This is a genomic window from Micromonospora sp. DT48 (genome assembly GCF_049844495.1).
Classification (GTDB): Bacteria; Actinomycetota; Actinomycetes; order Mycobacteriales; family Micromonosporaceae; genus Micromonospora.
Genome location: NZ_JBNCLE010000021.1, coordinates 1 through 24,139 on the forward strand (window position 1 = coordinate 1; position 24,139 = coordinate 24,139).

The window sequence follows — 24,139 nt, forward strand, 5'->3', positions numbered from 1 at the left end:
CCCCGACAACAAAAAATGTTGCCAAAGGAATCCAAACCAACCAGACACACGCCTGGCCAGCCCGGGAATCAAACAAATTGGCACTGGCTTATCAAGCACCCTGTTGAGTTCTCAAAGAACAACCACACACCATCAAACAACCCACCAACGGGCCGCCATCCGGGGCACCACACCCGACCACAACCGCACCGGGCACTTTTACTACGTTACCTCACCGTCTGGGGCGAGTCAAACCGGATTGTCCCGGTCCGTCACGCTTCAGGTGGTTCGGCACCCGTGATCGAGCGCAGCGGTCGCCCGCCTGACTCGGTCATCGGATTTGGCAGGCCGGCCGCTGCGGTCTCCCGCACGCTCGCCCGGTGCCCTGCCGGTCGTAAACCTTACCCGGTCGGTTCCGCCCCACCAAATCGGCCCCTCTGGCCGCTCGGTCGAGCACCACCCGGCCGCGTCCACAGAGGAGATATCCCCTCCACGAACCCGGTGCCTAGCGAACCTGGGCCTCAGGGTTTTCGCCCTGTTTGCCCCCGTTCCGCGTTGGCAGAGAGAAAGTTACGCGTCCGGTGGATTGATCGTCAAATCGGCGCGACGCGGTCCCGGTCACACTCTTGGGATCGGGGGTGTGACCGCCCGGCAGGCCCAGGTCAGACCAGCTGAGCCACTCCGGACGGTGACTCAACGCGTACCGCGTCGGGATGCCCGCCAGCCACGGAGGCCGAGCAGCCCCACGGCCGTGCCGACGACCAACGACGCGGCGATGAGCAGCGCGTGCACCCACAGGAAGCCGGTCGCCGGCCAGTCCCCGACGTTCCCACTCGCCCACGACCTCGGGTCGTTCCAGATGGCCACCGCGAACCTCGGCCAGATCACCCAGGTCCACACCCCGACCCCGGTGAGGAAGACGGCCCAGCCGCGTGACAACACCATGGTCGGCGAGTATGCCAGCGGGCCGCACCGGGACGTCGGCGGAAGCATCCGATCGGTACGGTGGGTCGCATGAGCCCCCTGCTGAGCCGCACCAATGCGGAGGCACATCTCTACATGGATCTACACCCGTGCACCTGCGGTGAGACACGTTTCCCCCGGCAGAGTGCGGTCGTGGCGCTTGCCGACGGCGAACTGGCCAGCCGGTACACGGGCGCCTGCGCGGGGTGTGGGCAGGAACGGGAGTTCGTGTTCAGGCTGCCGCCCGAGCCGACTTCCACCGCCGGTGGGTTCCGCTACGGCGAAGACGAGCCCTCACAGCTGCTCGACCCAGGGGAGTGGCTGCTGGTCTCCGACGCGTACGCCGGGCAGGTGCCGGCCGACCCCGGGAGCGGCGAGGCCGCGCAGCGCGCTCGCGCCGTGCTGACCCGGGCCATGGCCGCGCTCGACGAGGTCGGCAAGTTCATCCCGCCGGACGCGGCCGTCGTCCCGGCGAACGCCTTCACCTCGGACCGGGGACGGCAGCTGCACCAGCGCGAGCCCGGTCGGTTCCGGCGGGACCGTCTCACGGCCGTGCACGACGCGTACGCCGAGATGCTAACGCGGCTCGCCTGATCCGTTACCTCGGCCCGTCCGCGTCGGTGCCGGGCTCCGTGATGGTTCCCGGCGGCACCAGCTGCGCCGGAGGCAGGTGGTCCAGCGCCATCGGGGTCAACCGGCCGACGAGGTGCCCGATCGAGTCAGCGACCACCCGCAGCGCCCGCTCTCGCGCTGCCGCGGCAGGTGAGCCGGGAGGCCCGACGAGATCCATCTCGTGCACGAAGTAGATGCTCTCGTCGCTCGGCTGTGCCGAGATGACCAGGAGGCCACCCGAGGGGTTGGCGATCACCAGCCAGTCCGGCGACAGCCAGGGATCCCGGTGTACGCGCTGCGCGTGCACCAGGTCGAACGGCGGGTACTCCGGATGCGCCCCGAGCAACGGACGTTCCGGCAACAGACTGAACGGCACGCCGGGAATGTGGTGCTCCACCTCGGGCTGCGCCCCGTTGTTCTGGCGCAGCCAGTCACGGTAGCTCGGCGACAGCCGCACCCCGAGGGAGGCTTCCAGCGACTGAAGTCGCGCCTCGTCGAGTTGCCCGTACGGGCGCAGCCGGGCCGGCTGCCAGAGCCGGCCGCTCGGCGGTTCCGCCACCTCGTCGGCGTCCACCCGCCGGAGCGTCACCTGCCACTCGTCCGCACTGGCCATGTCCAGGTCCGCGAAGCGCCAGGTTTCGTCGCCCACGGCGAAGGTCTCGCCGAGCGTCACCTCGTGGACGACATCCTCGTCGCTCCCGAGGGGCATCACGATGATCTCGGCACGGACCGGTGGCCCCACGTCGACCCACCGCGCCCCGAACCGGACCGGCCCGACGTTCGTTGTCGTGGTGTTCCGGACGGCGGCCACACGAGTAAACGAGCGCACCAGTCCCCTCCCGCCTCCTTCAGACACGACGAGGTGTCAGCATGTCGTACCGCCCCGACCTCAGTCGGACCTACCGGCTCATAGTTGCCCGTTCTCGTAGTTCCGGGGATCGGTGAACGTGCCGGCCGGGTGGATCTGAGCCGGTGGGAGGTGGTCCAGCTCCATCGGGGTCAGCCGACCGATGAACTCGTACATCGACCAGGCCACCGCCTTCAGCTTCCGTTCCCTAGCGGCCGTGGCGGCCGGGCCGGGTGGGCCGACCAGGTCGAACTCGTTGATGAAGTAGACGCTGTCGTTGCTCGCCTGCGCCGCGACGACCAGCAGGCCATTGACCGTGTTCGCGATGACGAGCCATTCCGGTGACAGCCAACGGTCCCGGTACTGCTGCTGGGCGTGCACCAGGTCGAACGGCGGATATTCCGGGTGTACGCCGAACAGCGGCCCCGACGGAAGCAGCGCGACCGGCATCCCGGGAATGTGGTGCGGCACCTCGGGCTGCGCACCGTTGTTGCGGCTCAACCAAGTGCGATAGCCCCACGGTAGTTGAACCCCGAGCGCGGCCTCCAGGGACTGGAGCTGGGCCTCGTCGAGCTGCCCGTAGGGGCGCAGTCTCGCCCGTTTCCACAGCCGGCCGGTCGGCGGCTCCATCACCTCGTCCGCGTCCACCCGACGGACGGTGACCTTCCAGTCGTTCGCACTAGTCATGTCGAGATCGGCGAAGCGCCAGGTCTCCCCGGCCACCGGAAAGGTCTCGCCGAGGGTGACCTCGTGGGCGAAGCTCTCGTCGCTCTGGAAGGGCATCACGATGATCTCGGCACGCACCGGTGGCCCCACATCGACCCAGCGCACCCCGAACCGGGCCAGCCCGACGGTCGTCGTGGTGTTGTTTCGGACGGCGGCCACATGAGTAAACGAGCGCACCAGACTTCTCCCGGCTCCCTCAGGCACGATCAGGTGTCCAGCATGTCGTACAGCGCCGGCTCGGCGGGAAGTGGGAAGCCGAGCACATCACGCGCGATCCGCTCGGCCTCCGCGCGCTCCACCGGCGCCGGTGTCGCCTGCCCCGGCGTCGTGCCCCCGGCCGTCCAGTGCAGTGAGCGTCCCTGGCCACCGATCTCCGACACCATCAGGCCGATCACCGTACCGTCAGCGGCGATCAACGCGAAGTACCCAATCCCATACCGATCGTCATCGAGATAGCGGCGACCGAGGGTGCGCGGTGGCGAGGCAGGCGCTGCCGGCGGACTGGGTTCGGCTATCGGAGCGCCCGGGGCTGGCACGACCAGCGGACGATGGACGACTCGCTCGGGTGACGATCGGGGCGACGGTACGGCCGGTTGGAGGTTCGCCGGGGGTCCGCCGCTCGTCGGCGGCTGCGCCGTTGCGGCGGCCGGTGACGGCTCCAGGTGCGCGCACATGGGCTGCATCAGATCGAGGAATGCGCGCACCGGCATCGAGGACGGATGCTGCCTGTTCCAGGGATTACGTAGCTGCACCTGGCCGTCCTGCACCGCAACGATTTCGTACACATGCTGCGCCTCGAGGCCGTAAGGCAAGGTGGTGCGCCCCGGATACAAGTCCATCGGCCGGGTGGCGATGGTGATCGGACTTCCGGCGGTGAGCAGAGCCGCCAGCTGCCGCTCGACCGCCGCCTCCCGACCCGGCGTGGCGTCGAGAAGCGTCTGGCGAGCCGGTAGGCCAGTGAGCTGGGTGAGCAACTCGGCCTGCAACAGGGGGGTACTGCCGACGTTGAGCCGTGCGTAGCCCATCGGCGCGGCACGGTGCGGATCGCCCTTGCCCTCCCATGCGCGCCACTCACGCTGCCACTGTTCGTGCCGCTCCTTGGTCCAGGTCCTGTCGACCGCAGCGAGCGCCTTCTCCAACACCGACGCCCATCCGACACCCACTGCTGACTGGTCGGCATACGCGGCCCAGGAACTGCCGGTGTGTACCGGGACATCGGGACGCACGTTGATCCGGATGCGCCGTCCAGTCGCCACCGACTCGTCGCCGCGCAGCACGGTCTCGTGCAGCAGGACATCCACCGTGCCGTCCGGTTTCGGCTGGAACAGCTGCGGAATGCGCTCCGGCCGGTGCCCGGCGAGGGCCGCCATCGTGGCCAGCATCCCGCAGTCACCCAGCATGCCCTGCTGCACCTGCGTCCGTAGGGGTGGGCCGTCGAAGAGCGGTGCCGGTTGGCCCGTTGCCGAGAGCAGCGAGCGGCCGTACTCGACCGGATTCTCGGGGTCTGGGTCGGGCAGGGTCACCCGGTCGGCGACCACCGAGACCTCGCCCGCGGTCACGGTCGGCGTGACCTCGGCTTCGACGTCCGGAGGCGGCGGCATCATCGCCTGCAGCGCCTGGGTGAGCGCCGTCGGCACCAGCCCCATCCGCCGTGCGCCCGCCAGATAGTGGAAGCTGTGCGTGGTGAGCACCGCCACGGCGGCGGGATTCGACCCGTACTCGGCGTTGAACGCGGCATAGGCCCGCGTCCGGTCCTCCATCAGCAGCGCGTTCCGGCCGGCGGGGGTGGCCAGGTCGTACGCGGGGGCCGACGCGTCCAGGTTGAACTCGGGAGCGCCTTCGAGGGTGTAGGGGCGCAGGTCGAAGCGGCCGGTCAGGTCGACGTAGATGCCCTCGGCGGCGATCCGGTCGGCGAGGCGTGGATCGACCTGGCGTACCTGGTCGAGCAGGTTGGGCGGCAGTCCGATCAGCTGCCCGGCAAGAGCCGGCATCCGGGGCAGCGAGGATTGGCTCTGCTCCCCCTGCACGGCCAGCTCGCGCAGCTTCCCGGCCAACTCGGCGGCGGGCGGCGGTTGGAATTCGGGGGCGAGGCGGCTGCGGTAGTCGATCGCCCGGAACCGTTCGACAGCTGTCTGGTTGGGGTTGACGGCCAGGGCATCGGTCACCGCCTCCGGTGTGATCACCGGCAGACTCAGCTGCATCACCTGGGTCCACACCTCGGTGGGCAGGACCGCGAGTCGCGCGGCTGCGTCGGGCGTACCCCAACGCAGGCCCAGCCGATCGACCAGGGCGTCGATCTCGGCACGCAGGACGAGTCGGGTGGCGGGGTCGACCTGCGCGTACCCGGCGGCCAGCAGGCGCAGCTCGGCCAACCGACCCCGGTCCCGGGCGGTGAGGCCGCCCGGGTCGATCGGCTGCTCAACGGCGCCCTGGTCGAAGAGCCCGACCTGCGCCTCACCGGTCTCGTGCCGGGCCAGCAGTTCCGCGGCCTCGTGCACCACCGCACGGTCGACCGTCCAGTCGGCGGCCCGGTCGGAGACGGTGAGGGTGAAGGTGCCGTCGAGGTTGCGGGTGGTCTGCGCCACGACGCCGTCGGCGAGCGTGCCGCCGGTGACCTGGACACGCAGCGGCGTCAGCCCGCCCGAGCGGATCTCGAAGACGTCCGGTCCGACGGCCGTCACCTGATCGGCGCCGATCGGCTCGGCCAGCAAGGGCAGGACCGTGCGGGCCCGCTCCACCACCGCCCGGGCGTCGGCGGTGGGCCGCCCTTGACCGTGGAACTCCGAGTCGGGCAACGCGGTGACCGTGCTGCGGGCCAGCTCGACGTGCGCGTACCAGGGGCTCATCAGGTCGAGGAAGGCACGCATCGGCATCGGTGCCGGGTGGTGGGAGTTCCACGGGTTGCGCAGTTGCACCTCACCGTTGGCCACCGACACGATCTCGTACGCGTGGCCCGCGACCAGCCCGTACGGTGGCTTGCCGCCCGGCTGCGCAGCGTAGGCGCTGGCCGGTCGGGTGCCGGTGATCAGCGGGCTGCCGGCGGCCAGCAGGGCGGCCAGTCGCGCCTCGGCGTCGGCTTCCCGGCCCGGAGTCGGATCGAGTTCGCTGACGCCGGTCGGCAGGCCGGTGAGCTGACTGAGCAGTTCGGCCTGCACCAGGCGGCTGCTGCCGTTGTTGAGCCGGGCATAGCCGAGTGGAGCCGCCTGCGCGGCGTCCACGTCCGGCCGGGCGGTCCACTGCTGCTGCCACTGGTCGTGGCGCTGCTGGGTCCAGGTACGGTCGATCGCCGCGATCGCCTTCTCCAGCAGCGAGGCCCACGAGGCACCGACCGTGGACTGGTCGGCGTACGCGCTGTGGCCGTTCGAGTTCGGGTGCAGGGGCACATCCGGGAAGACGGTCACCCGCAGTTGCCGCCCGGTCGGCGTGACCGTCCGACCCGGTCCGCTGGTCTCGTGCAGCACCACGTCGACCGAGCCGTCCGGGTTGGGGTGGAACATCTGCGTGACGGTGCCCGGCAGGTGACCGGCGACCGCCCCGATCACGGCGATCATGCCGCAGTCGCCGAGCGACCCCTGCTGGACGTCCTGGCGCTTCGGTGGCCCGTCGAACAGTGGTGGCGGTTGCCCGGTGCGGGCATCCACCGCCTGCCCGTAGACCGGACCCGGCTGGCCCTTCGACTCCGGTGGCAGGGTCACCCGGTCGGCCGTGACCCGGATCGTCCCGGATGCGTCCTGCGTCGCCTGGTTCTCCACGGAAGCGGCGGTCGTCGGCGGTACCGGAGTGATGCTGCGCAGTGCCTCGGTCAGGACGTCCGGCACCAGCCCCATCCACCTGGCCGTTCCCTGGTAGTGGAAGTCGTGGCCAGTGAGCAGGGACGCTGCCTGGTTGCCCTCGAGCGCACGTAGCGCGGCGCGGGCCCGTTGCCGGTCCTCGTGCAGTTGGGCACGCCGACCGGCCTCGGTGGTCAGGTCGTAGGCGGGGCGCGCCGCACCGAGGTCGATGGCGGGCACGTTCGTCACCATGTACGGACGCAGGTCGTAGCGGCCGGTCAGGTCGACGTAGATGCCCTCGGTGGCGAGTCGGTCGGCGAGTTGCGGATCCACCGCCCGGATCCGGTCGAGCTGTGCCTGCGGGATGCCGACGATCTGCCCGGCGAAGGCGGGCATCCGTGGCATACCGGATTGCGCGTGTTCCGCCTCGGTCGCCAGCTCCCGCAGCCGGGCGTCCAGGTCCGCCTGCTGGGGCACCTGGAAGTCCGGAGCCAGCCGGGCCCGGTAGTCGAACATCCTGATCCGCTCGACCTCGGTGAGGGTGGCGCCACCGGCCAGCACCGTGGAGACCGTGTCGGGCGTGATCGACGGCACGCTGAGCTGCATCAGGTGCGCCAACACGTCACGTGGGACGAGCGCCCACCGGGAGCGGACGTCCGGGTCGCCGAGACGTAGGCCGAGGTGACTGGCGAGAGCGTCGATCTCGGCGCGCACGGCGGATCTGGTGGCCGGGTCGGCGTCGGCATACACGGCGGCGAGCAGTCGGATCTCCGCCATCCGGCCGAGGTCGTGGGCGGTCAGCCCGGCCGGATCGATCGGGCCCTGGACGTTGCCCGGGTCCAGCGGGCCGACCAGTGCCCGACCCGACTCGTGCAGGGCGGTCAGCTCGGCGACCTCGTGCGCGAGTGCTCGGGCCACCACCGCATCAGCGGCCCGGTCGGAAACGGTGACGGTGAAGGTGCCGTCCGGGTTGCGCTGCGACTGGGCCACCGTGCCGTCGGCCAACGGACCACTGGTCAGCCGTACGGTCAGCGGGAACTGCCCGGCAGAGCGGATCTCGAACAGATCCGGTCCGACCGCGACCACCGCGTCCACCTGGGCGAACCGTGCCACCTGCGGCAACGCGGCACGGGCGAGATCCAGCACCGCTGCCGGGTCGCTGACCGGGCGGCCCAGACCGTGGAAGGTGGAGCCCGGAACGGCAGCGGCGGTGATCGCGCCCTCCGTCGATACGCTGCCGTCATGGCCACGCCCGCCGACCTCTACGCCGCCATCCTCGCCGACCCCGACGACCTCGACCTGCGGCGACGCTACGCCGACGCCATCGAGCCCACCGATCCCGAGCGCGCCGAGCTGATCCGCCTCTACCTGGCCGGGGAGTACGGAACCCGAGAGTCGCTGTTCCTGCACCGACGGATCCGCCCCCGGCTCGCCGAGCCGGTCACCCACCTGCTGAACACCTGGCAGTTGCGTAACGGCCTGATCGAGTCGGTGACCATGACCGCTCGTACCTTCGTCGACCACGGGCACGAGGTCTGGGCCAGCCACCCCGTCCGCCACCTGGTCCTGGTCGAGGCCGCCGGGCTGATGGCCGACGTCGCGCAGGTCGCCTGCCTCGACCGTCTGGTCGCCCTCGACCTGGGCGGAAACCCGATCGGTGACGACGGGCTCGCCGCGCTCGTCGACTCCCCGCACCTGGGCCGGCTGCGGTGGCTCGGGTTGGCCGACTGCGACATCGGTCGGGCTGGCATCGAGGCGCTGGCCGCCACCCGCAACCTGCCCGCCCTGCGCTACGTCGACCTGCGACGCAACCCCGTCGAGGTCACCGCCCGAGGCCACGGACAGGACATCGACGGGAAGCCCATCTCCGTCGAGCTGCCCTCGCTCGGGCAGGAGCTGATCGAGCGGTTCGGCCCGCTGCCCTGGCTGGATACCCAGTGGGGCTGGGCCCTGCTCGGCATTGTCCGCTGGGACGAGGTCTGACGGCGAGTCCGGCCGGGCGGAGCCACCGTCAGTGGGCGACGGCGGCGGCGAGACGCCACGGTTCGACTCCGCAATCCGCTGGGCGTGGAAACGAATGCTGGGTGGAATGCCCCGCGAGTCGTCCGGCAGCCCCACGGCCTGACGCTGGACCGCTTCCGCCACGCTCCTGTCGACCTCGGCCATCAGTGCGCCAGCCACCGAGGCACCGCCGAGGACTCGCAGCTGACCACTGCCGTCCCGGAGCCCCAACACGTCGGGGACGGGGTTGTCCACGTCGAGCGACGGCCCCTCGAGCGCCGCCAGGTCCACCTCGGTCAACAGGTTGTGTACGCCGCCGGGCAGGCGTGGCTCCTGCCCGATGGAGAGCACCACCCGGTCGTACACCTGCTCGGTGCCGTCGCTGAACCCGACGACGAACGCCCCGTCGACGGTGTGCCGGATGCTGACGACGCTGCGCAACGACATGTCCGACACGCGCGCCCGCGCGGCGTCCGAGTACGCGCCGAGACCGGGCAGGTTGTTACGCCGGTTGTCACCGCCACTGAAGCTGAACTCCAGCTGTGCCCGGGCATCCGCCACCGGATCGCCCGTCACCCGATCGGCCGGTAGCGGTCTGGCCTGGGCCGCCCAGTCGATGCGCCCAGCCGGGGAGGCCGCGGCCTGCTCGATGTCCCACGCGCCGGATGCTCCCGCGCCGTAGACCAGCACCCGGTCGCCCGACTGGTAGGTGTCGGCCAGGTTCTGCCCGCCGAAGTCGACCGGTCGCGCGGCCGGGCGGGGATCACTGAACGAGCCGTCCGGAGCGTAGCCGAGTCGGGCGGCCACCTCCTCGGGCAGCGTCCGCGGATCCACCTGATCGCCGGACGGGTCGAGCACCTGCCCGGTCAGGACGTCGACGGCGTAACCGGAGGACGGGTCGACCACCAACGGATCCGTCGGCCGACCACCGAGGTCGGTGAGCAGCGGCAGGTCCGCGGCACCCGTGCCGGTGCCGCCGAGGACGGCTCGCACGGTCGGCGCAAGGTCGGCCGGATCGACGACCGCGCCCGTCGGGTCGCGGAACACCGGGGTGGTACCGGACCGATCCACCCGGTAGCCGCTGGTCGGGTCGAAGAACTGCCCGTCAGTGGTGGTCGGCGCGCTCGGCACCCGCGCTGGGCCGGGGCCGGTCGCGATGTCGAGCGACGCGGTGAAGAAGTCCCGCCCGCCGATCGTCACCCGGAAATTCGCGCCGTCCGGCCACCCGGCGGCGTCGGCCGGGCGAGGCGTGACCGAGGTGGCGAGCCCCTGGTAGGTGGGCATCCCGGTGAGTGCCCGGGCCGCTCCGACCGCGTCGGCGAAGACGTCGGACGGGGTGAACCCGGTGCCCTCCTCGGCCAGGTCGGACGGCTGGAACGGCAGCCCGGGAAGTTCCAGCTCGGAGGGAACCTGCCCCATCAGCAGCGCCTGCCGCTCCGCCCACGGGTCGTGCCCCTGCGAGACACAGAGCACCGGCGGCAGACCGGAACCGGTGTCGGCCGGAGCGCCCATGGTAACGAAGTCGGCGGTGGCCGCCCAGCCCCCACCGATCACCAGCCGACCGAAGACGTGGTCGGGCGCCGCGTCCAACGCGGAGTCCACCCTGGCCGTCAGGGCGAGGTCGGCCTCGTTGCGCAGGGCGGTGGCCTGCTGTGCCCAGGACCGGGCCTCGGCGCGTACGGACGACTGGGCGGCGCGCAGTTCGGCGACGAGTTGCTGCCCGTCGCTCGACGCGACCCCGACCAGGCTCTCGACCTCGCTGGCGAAGGTGCCGAGGTGGTTGCGGATCGCCTCGAGACGGGCCTGGGCGGCCTTCGGGCCGACCACCGGCACGTTGTCGCGGTGACCGTGGACGGGGGCGACGGGCTCCTGCTCCAGCAGACCGGAGGAGACGAGCAGACTCAGCGCCTCGGCCTGGAGTTGACCGGCCAGCGCCGAGTCTGACGTGGCGGCACTGTCGGCGAGCACGACCCGCAGTTCGGCCAGCCGACCGATGTCCTGTGCGGTGAGGGTCCGGACACCGTTGCCCTCCGGCCGGGCGCCCTCGGCGAGCGCCGTGGTGGCGTCGACGCGCAACCCCACCGCCCGTTCCTGCGCGACGGTGTCCACCTCGGCCAGGGTCGCGGCCACCGCACGGCGGACGTGGTCCGGGTGCGCCCCGGTGGACACCTGCACCACCGCGCCGTCGGCGGTGTACTGCACGGTGGCGACCGGCGCGAGCGGCGCGTTATGGGCGGGGGCAGCCAGTTCGATGCGTATCCGGTACGGACCGTCCAGCGTGTCCAGGGTGACCGTGCCGGTGGCCGGGTCGACGTGGGCACCGTCCGGCAGAGGTCCGCCGTCCAGGGCTGCCTGGACGGCCTCCCCGGTCCGCACCGGATCGGCGTCAAGCAGCGCACCGCCGAACGTCGTACCGGCGGCGGCCTGCCGAAGATCGGGCCCGGCCGCATCGGTCGCGGTGTCTACGTCCGGGCCCGGAGGGCCACCGGGACCAGTGGGTCCGGTCGCTCCGTCCGACGGCGGTTGGCCGTCGACCGAGGTCAGGCCGTCGGTTCCACCTCGGGCCACACCTGCCGGCCCTTGATCCGGCCCTCGCGTCGCGCCTGCGCGTACTCCTCCATCACCCGGCGCGGCGGCAGGCTGGTGTGTGCCGTGACCACTCCCGACCGGTCGATGATGTAGCTCCCCTGGCCCACGTGCATCCCCGAGGCTCGTTCCTGCTCCGAGAGCTTCTCCCGGGCCAGCCAGCCGAACTCGAACTCCCGAAGCATGATCGGATTCTCGGTCCGCAGCAGTCGGCTGATCAGTGTCAGCGCTTCGTCCTCGGTCAACTCGCCCCTCTCCGTCCGGCACCATCATCGCCCAGAGTGCGTGGGTTTCCCGCACATCGGCGGCGGGCATCTCCACCGTCGTCGTCCCGGTCTGCGGATCCCACCACACCGGCGCGTCGGCACCCGCCGGGAAGACGATCACGAAGGCGTGCGAGCCGTCGACCTCGGGTTGGCCGGTCTCGTCGAGGACCACGTTCCCCGCCCCGTCGAGGAGCAGCCAGTCCGCCACCACCAGCGCCGACGCCCCCGGCCCGGCCTCCGCCACCTGCTGATAGAGGCCCGCGTACTGGGCGGCCACCGCGTCGGTGCGTGCGGACAGGTCCGCCGGTAGGTTGCCGGGGCCGCCGAGCCACTCACCGCCGATCCACGCCTCGGCCCGCTCCAGTCCACCCCGCTCACCGGAGATACGGTCGATCGAACCGTCGACGGCCCGGTCCGCCCAACGGGGCACCGACACCTGCGGGTCGCCGTGGAAGCTGGCCAGTGCCGCCAGCGACGAGTCGAGGCAGTTGTTGCCCCGACCGGGCCGATCCGGCCCGCCGTCGTTGACCAGTTGTCCGTACGGGTGGGTGGACGGATCGGCGAAGACCGCGTACCCCTGCGGGGTGGCCAAGCTCGCCGCGAGGTCGTCCTGGAAGCGCGGGTCTTCCAGCGGTGCCAGCTCACCCGGGCCGAAGCGCCGGCTCTCCGGCAACGGCTGGGTGGCGGTGGCCGGGCCGTCCGTCGCTACGCTGCCGTCATGGCCACGCCCGCCGACCTCTACGCCGCCATCCTCGCCGACCCCGACGACCTCGACCTGCGGCGACGCTACGCCGACGCCATCGAGCCCACCGATCCCGAGCGCGCCGAGCTGATCCGCCTCGACATCAACGGAATCCGCAACACCCGGGAGGTCATGCTCCTGCACCGGCGGACCCACCCGCGCCTCGCCGAGCCCGTCGCCCATCTGCTCGTCGACTGGCGGATTCGCAACGGCCTGATCGAGTCGGTGACCATGACCGCTCGTGCCTTCGTCGACCACGGCGCGGCGGTCTGGGCCCACCATCCCGTCCGCCACCTGGTCCTGGTCGAGGCCGCCGGACTCATGCCGGACGTCGCCCAGGCCGCCTGCCTCGACCGTCTGGTCGCCCTCGACCTGCGCGGAAACCCGATCGGTGACGACGGACTCGCCGCGCTCGTCGACTCCCCGCACCTGGGCCGGCTGCGGTGGTTGGGCCTGGCCCGCTGCGGCATCGGTGCGGCCGGAGTTGAAGCCCTGGCCGCCACTGACAACCTGCCCGCCCTGCGCTACGTCGACCTGCGACGCAACCCCGTCGAGGTCACCGCCCGAGGCCACGGACAGGACATCGACGGGAAGCCCATCTCCGTCGAGCTGCCCCCGCTCGGGCAGGAACTGATCGCCCGGTACGGCCCCCTGCCCTGGCTCGACGTCCAATGGGGATGGCACTGGCTCGGTGTCGGCTGGGAGGAGGTGTGAAGACGGTAGGGATTCCGGAGACGTCGAGGTCCCAACGGTACCGACGGTGACCGGGCCGTCCGTCGCTACGCTGCCGTCATGGCCACGCCCGCCGACCTCTACGCCGCCATCCTCGCCGACCCCGACGACCTCGACCTGCGGCGACGCTACGCCGACGCCATCGAGCCCACCGATCCCGAGCGCGCCGAGCTGATCCGCCTCGACATCAACGGCGGAAGTACGCCACGACGTCTGCTGCTCCGGCGCAGAGTCGGACCGCGACTCGCCCGTCCGATCGCGCACCTGGTCGACGGTTGGCAGGTGCGGCGTGGCTTCGTCGAATCGGTCACCATGCGGGCCGACGCCTTCCTCAGCCACGGTACCGAGGTCTGGGGCAGCGTTCCCGTCTGTCACCTGGTGCTGACCGACGTCACCGGACGTTGCGCCGACATCGCCGCGTCGCCCCTGCTGAAGACTCTGGTCGGCTTGGACCTGGGTGGCAACCCCATCGGTGACGACGGCGTGCGGCAGCTCACCGGTTCCGGGTTTCTGGGCCGACTGCGGTGGCTCGGGCTGTCCCGCTGTGACATCGGCGCCGAGGGGGCCGAGGCGCTGGCCGCCAGCCGTAACCTCCCCCGCCTGCGTTACGTCCAGTTCGACCGCAACCGGGTCGACATCCTGCCGTACGGCATCGGTCAGGACATCGACGGCAGACCGATCGGGGTCGAGATGCCCGCTGTCGGGCAGCGTCTGCTCGACCGGTACGGACCGCTGCCCTGGCTCGACACCCGCTGGGCCTGGGAGGGGCCCCCGCGATACCACGACGTCTGAGGCGTCCGGACCAGACCGGGGACCGCCCCCGGTCGGGCCGTCGCCGGTGGCAGCAGGCGGCATCGGCCGATTCGCCTCGGCGATCCGTTGCGCGTGGAACCGGATGCTGGGCGCGATGCCTCGGGAGTCGACCGGCAGGGCCGCGGCCTGGCGCCGGACTGCATCCTCCACCGTCTCGTCGACCCTGCTGATGAGCGGACCGGCCACGCTCGCTGCTCCCAGAATGCGCAGCTGACCACTGCCGTCTCGCAGCCCCAGCACATCGGCGGGTCCTACCGGTGCGGTGGCTGGCCCTTCGATGGGGGCAAGGTCCACGTCGGCAACCAGGTTGGCGACACCGCCCGGGAACTCGGCCGCCTGGCCGATCGAGAGGACCACCCGGTCGTACGTCTGTCGGCTGCCGTCGGTGAACTCCACCTGGAAGCCGCCGTCGACGGTGTGCCGGAGGCTGACGATCTCCCGCAACGACCGATCGACCTGGCTCTGCACCGTGTCGGCGTAGGCACCGACGTCGGGCAGCGTGTTCCGCCGGTTGTAGCCGCCTCCGAAGCTGTGCCGCAGGCGCGCCTCCGCGTCCTGGACAGGATCGCCGGTGAGCTGGTCCGGCGGCGGGTCCATCGCGCGGGCCGACCAGTCGACGCTCGCGGCGGGCGACGCCACGGCCTGCTCGATGTCCCAGGCGCCGGACGCGCCCGCGCCGAAGACGAGCACCCGATCCCCGGGACGGTAGGCGTCGGCGAGGTTCTGCCCGCCGAAGTCGACAGGTGGCGCGGCGGGGCGGGGATCCCGGAAGGACCCGTCCGGAGCGACACCCAGCCGGGCCCCGACCTCGGTCGGCACGGCTCCGGGGTCCACCGGCGTGCCGTCAGGGTCGAGCACCTGACCGGTGGTGACGTCCACGGCGTACCCGGAGGTCGGGTCGACCACCAGCGGGTCGGTGGGTCGCCCGCTCAGATCCGCCAGCAGCGGCAGATCCGACCGGCCGGCACCGGGGCCGCCGAGAACCGCTCGTACGCCCGGAGGCACGCTCTCCGGTGCCACCGGATTGCCGTCCGGGTCCTGGAACCGCACCGCGTCGCCGGAGCGGTCAACGCGGTAGCCGGTGCTCGGATCGACGTAGGTGCCGGTGGTGTCGGCCGGGACGCTCGGCACTCGGGACGGGCCCGGGCCGCTGGCGATGTCGACGGAGGAGGTGTAGAAGTCCTGGCCGTTGACGGTCACTCGGAAGTTGGCGCCGTCGGGCCAACCCGTGGCGTCAGCCGGCCGGGGTGTGATCGAGGTCGCGGTGCCCTGGTAGGTCGGCATCCCGGCGAGCGCGCGGGCCGCGCCCACCGCGTCGGCGAAGACGTCGGAGGGGGTGAACTGGGTGCCCTCCTGCGCCAGGTCGCTCGGCTGGAACGGCAGGCCGGGGATCTCCAGCTCCGACGGGACCTGCCCCATCAGCAGCGCCTGGCGTTCCGCCCACGGGTCGTGCCCCTGCGAGATGCAGAGCACCGGCGGCAGACCGTGGCCGGCGTCGGCGGGAGCCCCCATGGTGACGAAGTCGGCGGTCGCGGCCCAGCCACCACCGATGACGAGTCGGTCGAAGACATGGTCGGGTGCCACGCCCAGGGTGGCGTCCACCCTGGCGGTCAGCGCGAGGTCGGCCTGGTCGCGCAGCGCGGTCGCCTGTTGGGCCCAGGCGCGGGCCTCGGCGCGGACGGCCGACTGCGCGGCCCGGATGTCCGCCACGAGCTGCTGCCCGTCGCCTTGTGCGAGCCCGATGAGGCTTTCGATCTCGGTGGCGAGCGGGCCCAGGTGATGGTGGATCAGGTCGAGTCGGGCGCGGGCCGCCTCCGGCCCGACGACCGGCGTGTTGCTGCCGAGCCCGTGCACGACGTGCGTCGGCTGCTGTTCGAGGAGGCCGGAGGCGACCAGCAGGCTCAGTGCCTCGGCGCGTAGCTGGGCGGCGGTTCCGGGATCGGTAGTGGTGGCACTGTCGGCGAGCACCACCCGCAGCTCGGCCAGCTGACCGATGTCGCGTGCGGTCAGCACGCGGGTGCCGTCGCCCTCCGGACGGGCGCCCTCGGCGAGCGCGGTGGTCGCGTCGAACCGAACCCCTTCGGCCCGTAGCTGGGCGATGGTGTCCACCTCGGCGAGCGCCGCCGCCACCGCCCGCCGGACGTGATCCGGGTGGGCGCTCGTCGACACCTGCACGACGGCCCCGTCGGGGGTGTACTGGACGTTGGCCACCGGTACGACCGACGCGTCCACCGCGACCGGGGTCAGCTCGATGCGTACCGGGTAGGGACCGTCGGGAGTGGTCAGGGTGACTGTGGCGGTGGCCGGGTCGGCGCTGGCCCCGTCGGGTAGTGGCCCGCTGGTCAGGGCCTCCTCGACCGCGATCGAGGTACGCCCGGGGTTGGGATCGAGGAGCGCACCGCCGAAGGTCGTACCGGCCGCCGCCTGCCACAGGTCGGGGCCGTCCGGGTCGGTCACGCGCCCGGAGTTGCCCGGCGGCGGGCCGTCCACGCCGGGTAGCCCGGTGTCTGCGGCCGTGTCGGCCGGGGGCGTCAGGCCGTCGACTCCTGCGTCGGCCAGACCTGTCGACCCGTTATCCGGCCCTCCCTGCGGGCCTGCGTGTACTCCGTGATCAGCAGCGGTACCGGCAGACTCATCTGCGCGGTGATCACTCCCGTCTGATCGATGATGTAGCTCCCGTGGCCCAGCTGCCTGCCCTCCGCCCGTTCCTGTGGTGACAGCTGCTCCTTCGCCAGCCAGCCGAACTCGAACGGATGAAGCTCGATCTCGTTCGCCGTGCCCAGCAGGCGTCTGATCAACGTCAGCGCCTCGTCCTCCGTCATCCGAAACCCTTTCCGCCATGATCTCCATCGACCACAGCGCATACGTCTGCGACAGGTACGCGGCTGGGGGCTGCGGCCACGTCGTCCCTCGTTGCGGATCCCACCAGACCGGCCCGTCGGCACCTTCCGGATACACCAGGACGAAGGCGTGTGAGTCCTGGACCTGCACCTGCCCGTGATCCAGGACGAGTTCACCGGTGCGGGGATCCGTCCTGACCCATTCGGCCACGACGAGGGCCGCAGAACCGGGACCGGCCTCCGCGACACGCTGGTGAAGCTGCGCGTACTGCTCGGCCACCGCCGCTCTGTGCTCGGCCGGTGTCGTCGGCAGTCCCTCCGACCCACCCGACCAGTCGACGCCGAGGAATTGCTCAGCTCGGTCGAGCCCACTCGCCTCGCCGGTCACCGTTTCGATCGAGCCGTCCGGGCGGACGTCCGGCCACCGGGGGAAGGACACCCGCGGATCGCCGAAGAAGCTGGACAGCGCCGAGAGCGAGGAGTCCAGACAGTTGTTGGCACGCCCCGGCTGGTTCGGTCCGCCGTCGTTGACCAACTGTCCGTACGGATGGGTGGACGGGTCGGCGAACAGCAGGTACCCGTTCGGGGTGCGCAGGCTCTGCTCGACGTCCCACTGGTATGCCGGATCCTCCAACGGTGCCAGCTCGCCCGGCCCGAGCCGCCGGGTCTGCGCCAACCCGTGGTCGGTGTCGAGCGGCACCGTCGAGGGCTGGCCGCCGGGCGGCTCGGTGTTCAGGTCGCCGAGCGGCAGATCTCCGTCAGCTCGTCCTCCGTCGGCAACGGAACCGTCGCGAAGTGCGCCACCTGGCGCTCGGCCGTCGCCCGGTCGACCTGCTGGATCTCGTGGCGTTCCGGATTCGCCCAGAGGATCGCCGCCGCCACGTCCGGCCGGAACGTCCACGCCCGCGTCGGCCGATCCCAGATCACCGCCTGGGTCGGCCCGGAACTGTCCGCCTCCGCTATCAGGTTGACCGGCGGGCCGTCCGGATCGTCCGGTCTCCGGAGGAGGAAGTATCCGAACGTCAGCGGTGCCATGCACGCCCCCCATCAGGTCAGGGTCCAGACCGGGCAGGTCGGACACGGCCAATCCTCGCGCGGCGAGCACGTCGGCGAACGTCAGGCCCTGCTGTCCGAGCCAGTCGAGGTACGCCTCACGGATGCTCGCCTGCCGAGGGGAAGACATCCACTTCGCGAAGCTGGTGTCCTTCGGCGTGTCGAACCGGGCGCTGCTCATGCCTGACGGCATGCTCGCCGCGATGCCGTTGGCCTTGTTGATCGCCAGGATGTCGAGGAACGCGTGTACGCGGGCGGCCGGTGTCTGCGCCGGGTCGCGCATCACCTCGTACTGCTCGTGGGTCTGTTTGCCGACGTTGTAGCTGGTTTCGGTCGGGAACTGCAGCTCGAAGGTACGCCCGGACGGCGCGGTCAACGTGCAGTTCAGACCGAAGAACCGGTTCCCCGGGTGCCAGAAGTTCTTCAGGTCCGTGACCTGGTAACCCTGCGCCTCCAAGGAGGTGAGCAGCGCGTCCACCGCCGGTCCGTACGCCTCGGACTCCGGCCCCCGCACCGAGAAACGCACCACGTCGTTGACGGTGTCCAGCGCCGAATCGATGTCGTACCCGAGTGGTTCCAGCTCGGTGCGGTACTTGCGGGCCAGCGACTCGGCGCCCTTGACCCGATGCTGCTCACCGAGCGTGCTGAGCGCATCCGTGCCGGTCAGCCCGAGCCGCGCGTTCACCTCGGCGTTGACGGTGTGCAGGTCGGCCAGGATCTGGTCGGCCGCCGTCTGCGCCTCGGCCAGGGCGTCGAGCAGAGTGGCCCGGTCGGCGTCCGGAAGCCCGTCCAGGTAGGGACTCGCGGCGGGATCGCTCTCCGGCGCGGTACCGGAGTCGCTCAGTCCGTCGGATCCGGGGCTGGCCAGACCTGCCGGCCGGTGATCCGTCCCTCCCGGCGTGCCGCCGCGTACCGCTTCATGATCAACGGTGGCGGCAGGCTGGGATGTACCGTCACCACTCCCGTCTGGTCGATGATGAAGACCCCCTGGCCCAGTTGCCGACCCTGCGTCCGCTGTTGCGGCGAAAGCGTCTCCTGGGCTGCCCAGCCGAACTCGAACGGGAACACTGCTACCGGGTTGTCCGTTCCCAGCAGCCGGGTCATCAGCTGCCGGGCTTCCTCCCTGCTCATCGACATGGCTGGGCTGCACCTCCATCGACCACAGGTTGTGCGTCAGTTCAACATAGTCGCCGGGTAGTGGATCGGTGGTGGTGCTGCCGAACTGCGGGTCCCACCACACCGGCCCGTCCGCGCCCTCGGGGAAGACCAACAGGAAGACGTGCTCACCGGCGGGTTGGGTGTTGCCGTCCGCGTCGAGCAGGGGATCCCCGGTGTTCTCGTCGAACAGGATCCAGTCGACGGCGACGACCGCCGCCGCTCCCGGCCCGGCGTCGAGAACACGCTGGTAAAGCTGCTCGTACCGGTCGGCCAACGCGTCCGACCGCTCGGCGGGCGTGACCGGCAGGGTGTCGCTGTCGCCGGTCCACTCGCCACCGATCCAGCTCTCGATCCGGTCGTAGCCGCTCAGTTCACCGAGCGTCGTTTCGATGCTGCCGTCGGTGAGCTGGTCCGGCCAACGCGGATACGACACCTGCGGATCGCCGTAGAAGCTGGCCAAGGCGGCGAGGACATTGTCGACACAGTTGTTGGCACGACCAGGCTGGTCCGGTCCGCCGTCGTTGATCAGCTGACCGTACGGGTGGGTCGAGGGGTCGGCGAAGACCGCGTACCCGTCCGGGGTTCGCAGACTGGCCTCGACGTCGTCCTGGTAACGCGGATCCTCCAGCGGGGCCAACTGCTCCGGCCCGAACTGGCGCGTGTCCGGCATCGGCCAGCCCTGCATGTCCGGCCAGACGCCCGGCTCGGGATTCCCGGCGGTGTTCGGATCCGGCTCGCCCTCCGGGCTCGGGCTGTCCGGCACCGCGTCCGGATCGCTCGGGTCGGGCAGCGTCCCGTCGGGGTTGTTCGGGTCGGCCGCTGCTCCTTCCGGGTCATTCGGGTCGACACCGGCGTCGGTGTCCTGGTCCCGTCCTCCGGGCGGCGAATCCGCGGTCGAGGCCGGCGGGACCGGAGCCGGCGTGCTGGCTCCGGGGGCGGTGTGACTGACCGGGTCGCCTTCGGCATCCAGCACGATCGACCAGACACCGTCCACCCGTCCGGTGTGCAGCGGGCCGGTGGCGGAGATGATCTGGTTCTGGCCGTCGAGCCAGATGATGGTGCCGTCATGGTTGACGGCGTTCCAGGTATGCGCCCCGGTTCCGTCGTTCCAGCTAGTGACGATCAAGGCCGCAGAACCCGGACCTGCCGCGCGAAGGGCGTCGGCGACGTTGTCCAGGCCGCTTGTTCCGCTGCCCTCGTGCGTGAAGGGGGCCCCGAGCGCCTGCTCCTGCCGCGCCGTACTGCCCGCCTCTACGGCGGTAGACGGGGCAGTGGGAGCCGCCACCTCCGGCCGACCGAACCAGGTAGACAGAACGGAAAGTCCGACATCGGCACAGTTCGTGTCTCGGCCAGGCACGGTAGGCCCACCATCGTTGATCAATCCCGTCCACGGGCCACGTGGGTCCGGATGCACCAACGGTCGCCCGGTCGCTTGATCGCTTGGAACGGCGTCTTCCAACGCCTGCTGGTCCCTCGGGTCAGGCGGAACTAGACCCTGTGGCTGCCCGTAGGGGCGGCTGTCGCTGGGCAGCGGGCCAGTGCCCACTGCCCCCGGTACTGGTGGTTGATAACTGCTGACGTCCCGTTCCTGGTCCGCCACAGGCTCCACACCGAACTGTGGCAGGAAGTGCGCACACGATCGGCAAGGTGGTCGATAATGCCCGAGTTCATAAGTGACGCCGTCAGACCTAGCTGTCCTGATCTGGTGCGTGACGATCTTGGCGCCTTGCAGCGACTCCGAGGCGTACTGCTCGAAGGTGCCGGGCTTCCCCGCCTCCCGCCATTGCTGTTCAAGGTTGTAAAGCTGGTCGGAAACCAGGGCGACCTCGGCACACTTCCCGTGCCCACCGCCCACGCCGTCGGCGAGGCTCGCTGAAATCCGGTCCAGTGCGGCCTGCGCGAGAGGGTGCACCCGAGGTTGTGTGGGGGGTGAAGTGCTTCTGTCGGCGGTCATGCTGGTGTGCGTGGTGATGGTGCCGTTGGGCATCAGCAACGCGCCGGCCATACCGGGCTGCTTGCCCTTGGATATCGTCCCGGCCTTCACCTCCCGCCGGACAGCCTCGGCCAGGGTCCGCGACGCCTCGATCAGGGCGCGTTCCGCTTCGGGGCTGTTCGGATCGCCGTCGACCGACGTCGGATCCAGCCGCCAGCTGTGCGTACCGTCTCCGGTCTTTCCATCCGACCGCTTGAGGGTCTCCGGGTCGACCGGGCCGGTATTTGTCTCGGTACCGGGGTTCGTCGGCCCACCCTGGAGGGTCCCGCTACTGGTCGGCACCGGGACCACGACCGGCCCTTCGGCCGTCCGCTGAGCCGGATCGGTCGGCCCGGATTCCGGATTCGTGTCCGTGTCGGACGGGGGAGCGGCGTCGGGAGAGGGCGTCGTCGGCTCGACGCCCGCGCTCTGTGTCGGCACCGTCGGGGCGGCCGGGTCTCTTGGCGCAGGTGTCGTGTCCGGCTGAGCGGTGGACGGCGCGGGTTGGGCCGGGGTGGTCTGTTGGGCCGGCGTCGCCGGCGTACCCGGCTGGTTGGTGGTGGTTTGCTGCGTGGATCCGGCGGGCTGGGCCGGGTTGGTCGTGGTGGGGCCAACGGCCGGCGCCAGCGAGATCGAGCCTGCCGTGTTCGCCGCCGTCGGATTGACCCCCGGGGCGGCTGGCGTGTTCCGGCCCTGCGTCGGTTGCGTGGTGGTGTTGCCGGAGGGCTGTTGGGTGCTCGTGCCCGGGGTCGGTGTGCCGGTCGTGGTCGGCGTCGCGGCGGTGGGCGTGCTCGTCACCTGCGGACCGGTCGTAGCCTGGGGACCGGTGGTGGTGGGTGCACCGGTGGTGGTGGGCGCGCCGGTGGTGGGGGCGGGGTTCGTCGCGGTGGTCGGGCCGGTGGGTGCGACGGTGCCCGGCGGTGCTCCTGCCACTGGTCCGGTGGCGGGGGCCGTCACCGGACCGGCGACAGGTGTGCCGGGTAGCACGGCGGGCGGCGCGTCCGTACCGACGGACGGATCTGTGTCGACCGGTCCGGGCGCGGTGACGTCGCGGACCGGGGTGTCCGTCGTCGTGCGGGCGGGCCCGGCCGAACTGTCGCCAGGCGGGCTGGTGGTGACGTCCGCAGACGGACTCGCGACCGGCCCGGCGTCGGTCCGGACCGTCGTCTCGTTGGTCCTCCGGTCGCCGACGTTGGTGGTGGTGTCGGTGCCGGGTTGCGTGCTGGTGCTGGTCCGGTCGGTGCCAGGTGATTCGGCGACCGGCGCGCCTCGGCTTTCCGGAGCACTCTGCTGGTCGCTGGTGACGTTACCGGTGTCGCTGACGGCCGGCGTGCCCTGTGGTGTCGCGGCCACCGGATCGGCGGGAACGCTCACCTGGTTTCCGGTGGAGACGTCGGCGCGCGACGAGTCGGCGGCGTTGGGCGTGTCCGCGGTCGGCGCGCCGGTGCTGTCGCTCGTCGGTGCTGCGGCACCGTCCGCCGAGGGGGGCGCGAGGCTGATCGAACCCGCACCGCTGCTGGGGACCGTCCCGGTGTCGGTTTGGGTGGTGCCACCGCCCAGGTCGGTCGTTCCGGCGCCCGAGGTGGCACCCGCGCCGCTGGAACTGCTGCTGCCGCCCGCAGCGGAGTCGCCCGCTCCGGCCCCGGAGTTGGCACCTGCGGCTGAGCCACCATCCGTGGTCGAGCCCGTACCGCCGCCGGTCGCCCCCGCGCCATCGGTGCCGCCACCGGTCGCCCCGGCGCCCCCGCCACTGCCCGTCGAGCCAGCACCCGTGCCACCGGTGCCGCCACCGGTCCCTCCGGCGCCCGCGCCACTCCCAGTCGAGCCGGCACCCGTGCCACCGCCGGTCGCCCCCGCGCCCGCGCCGTTGGCCCCGCCGAGACCACCGAGGCCGTTCGTGCCGCCGACACCCATGCCCGGGTTGATCCCACCCGCTCCGAGGCCGGCACCGGGATTGAGCGAGATGCCCAATTTGCCGAGACCCCAGTTGGTGACCCGCCCACCCAGGTTGCCGGCGGCGCCGCCGGCCATCGTGGCTCCGGTACGGCCGGCACCGCTGGCGAAGCCACCCAGGAAGGCGTCCGCATCGGGCATGGCCCACTGCCCGTTGATCGTGCCGTTGGCGAGCACACTGGCTGCCGGCGAGATGATGGCGTTCTGGGCGCCGGAGGCGAGGCTCGTGCTGCCCCAGCGAACGATGCCGCTGCCCCGGAAGGAGAGCTGGGACGGGCTGAACGAGAACGGCATGCGGGGTGCGACCCGCCGGCCGGCCCAGTTCATGCCGGTGCCGAGCACCGCGCCGTAGGCCCCACCCACGCCAGCGGTGAGGGTCCGATTGCCGTCCCACTGCCGCCGCTCGCCGGTGTGCATCTGGTACGCCTGGGCACCGACGTCGATGATCAGCTCTTCGCCGATCTCCTCCAGCAGCTCACGGCCGAGGCGGTTGAGGCCCTGCCGGAAGCCCTGACTGGTGACCATCTGGCCGATCCGGGTGCCGGCCGCCCGCAGGGCGGCCCGCATTCCCGCCCTGGTCAGCAGTTGCCGCCCCATCTGGGCGATCAAGCGCCGGAAGGCGACCGTCACCGCCTGGCGTCCACCAGCCAGGATGCCCGGAATGGCACCGGCCGAGACCCCACCCAACCAAGCCATCAGGAGCGCGACGAAGACCGCGATGACGGTGATGATGACCGCGATCAGCACGGTCAGCTTCGCGTACTCGATCTCCAGGGCGGCCTGGTCGCATCCGGATGCGTACGCGGCGGAGATCTCCTGGATCAGCGGCAGGCCCTTGTTCGGGTCGACGCCGATCTGGTTCCACAGACCGCCGAACGCCTCGCCGGCACCGCCGCCCCAGCTCTGCAGGATCTTCATGACGGCCGGGTCGGCCTGGCCCAGCGTCTCGCTGACCGCGTCGGCCAACGCCTGCCACGCGTCGGCCAACTCCCGCATCCGGTCCTCGTCGCCGCTGGGCCACGCCTCTCCGGCGCTCACCCAGCAAATGGCGTCCCAGACCCACGCGTACTCGCCCAGCGAGTTCCTGGGATTGGGTATCGCCACCCCGAATGCCCCTCTGTCCGAT

The 24,139-nt window shown here is 71.3% G+C and carries 5 protein-coding genes; 1 reads left to right on the forward strand and 4 read right to left on the reverse strand.

The annotated features are described in order from the left end of the window. Positions 1 to 672: 672 nt before the first annotated feature. Positions 673 to 924 carry an SCO4848 family membrane protein gene (locus ACLQ2S_RS22615; RefSeq protein ID WP_155221721.1) on the reverse strand — a complete coding sequence of 84 codons (252 nt, stop codon included), beginning with the start codon at positions 922 to 924 and terminating at the stop codon, positions 673 to 675. Positions 925 to 993: 69 nt separating this feature from the next. On the opposite strand from ACLQ2S_RS22615, the gene ACLQ2S_RS22620 reads away from it, so the two are divergent. Next, the gene (locus ACLQ2S_RS22620) at positions 994 to 1,536 is read left to right on the forward strand and encodes a hypothetical protein (protein ID WP_155221722.1); all 543 of its coding nucleotides are present in this window, start codon (positions 994 to 996) and stop codon (positions 1,534 to 1,536) included. Between the two features lie 4 nt (positions 1,537 to 1,540). Here the strand turns inward: ACLQ2S_RS22620 and ACLQ2S_RS22625 are convergent, their stop codons facing one another. The 3 genes from ACLQ2S_RS22625 to ACLQ2S_RS22635 are packed head-to-tail and all read right to left on the reverse strand — an operon-like array spanning position 1,541 to position 24,051. Continuing rightward, entirely contained in the window at positions 1,541 to 2,410 is an 870-nt protein-coding gene (locus ACLQ2S_RS22625) for a DUF6406 domain-containing protein (RefSeq protein WP_425702704.1), read from the reverse strand. A 51-nt stretch (positions 2,411 to 2,461) separates the two neighbouring features. After that, complete coding sequence (locus ACLQ2S_RS22630) at positions 2,462 to 3,286, reverse strand: DUF6406 domain-containing protein (protein ID WP_309223832.1); 825 nt, start codon at positions 3,284 to 3,286, stop codon at positions 2,462 to 2,464. Between the two features lie 47 nt (positions 3,287 to 3,333). After that, complete coding sequence (locus ACLQ2S_RS22635) at positions 3,334 to 24,051, reverse strand: toxin glutamine deamidase domain-containing protein (protein ID WP_425702763.1); 20,718 nt, start codon at positions 24,049 to 24,051, stop codon at positions 3,334 to 3,336. Between the last annotated feature and the right edge of the window lie 88 nt (positions 24,052 to 24,139).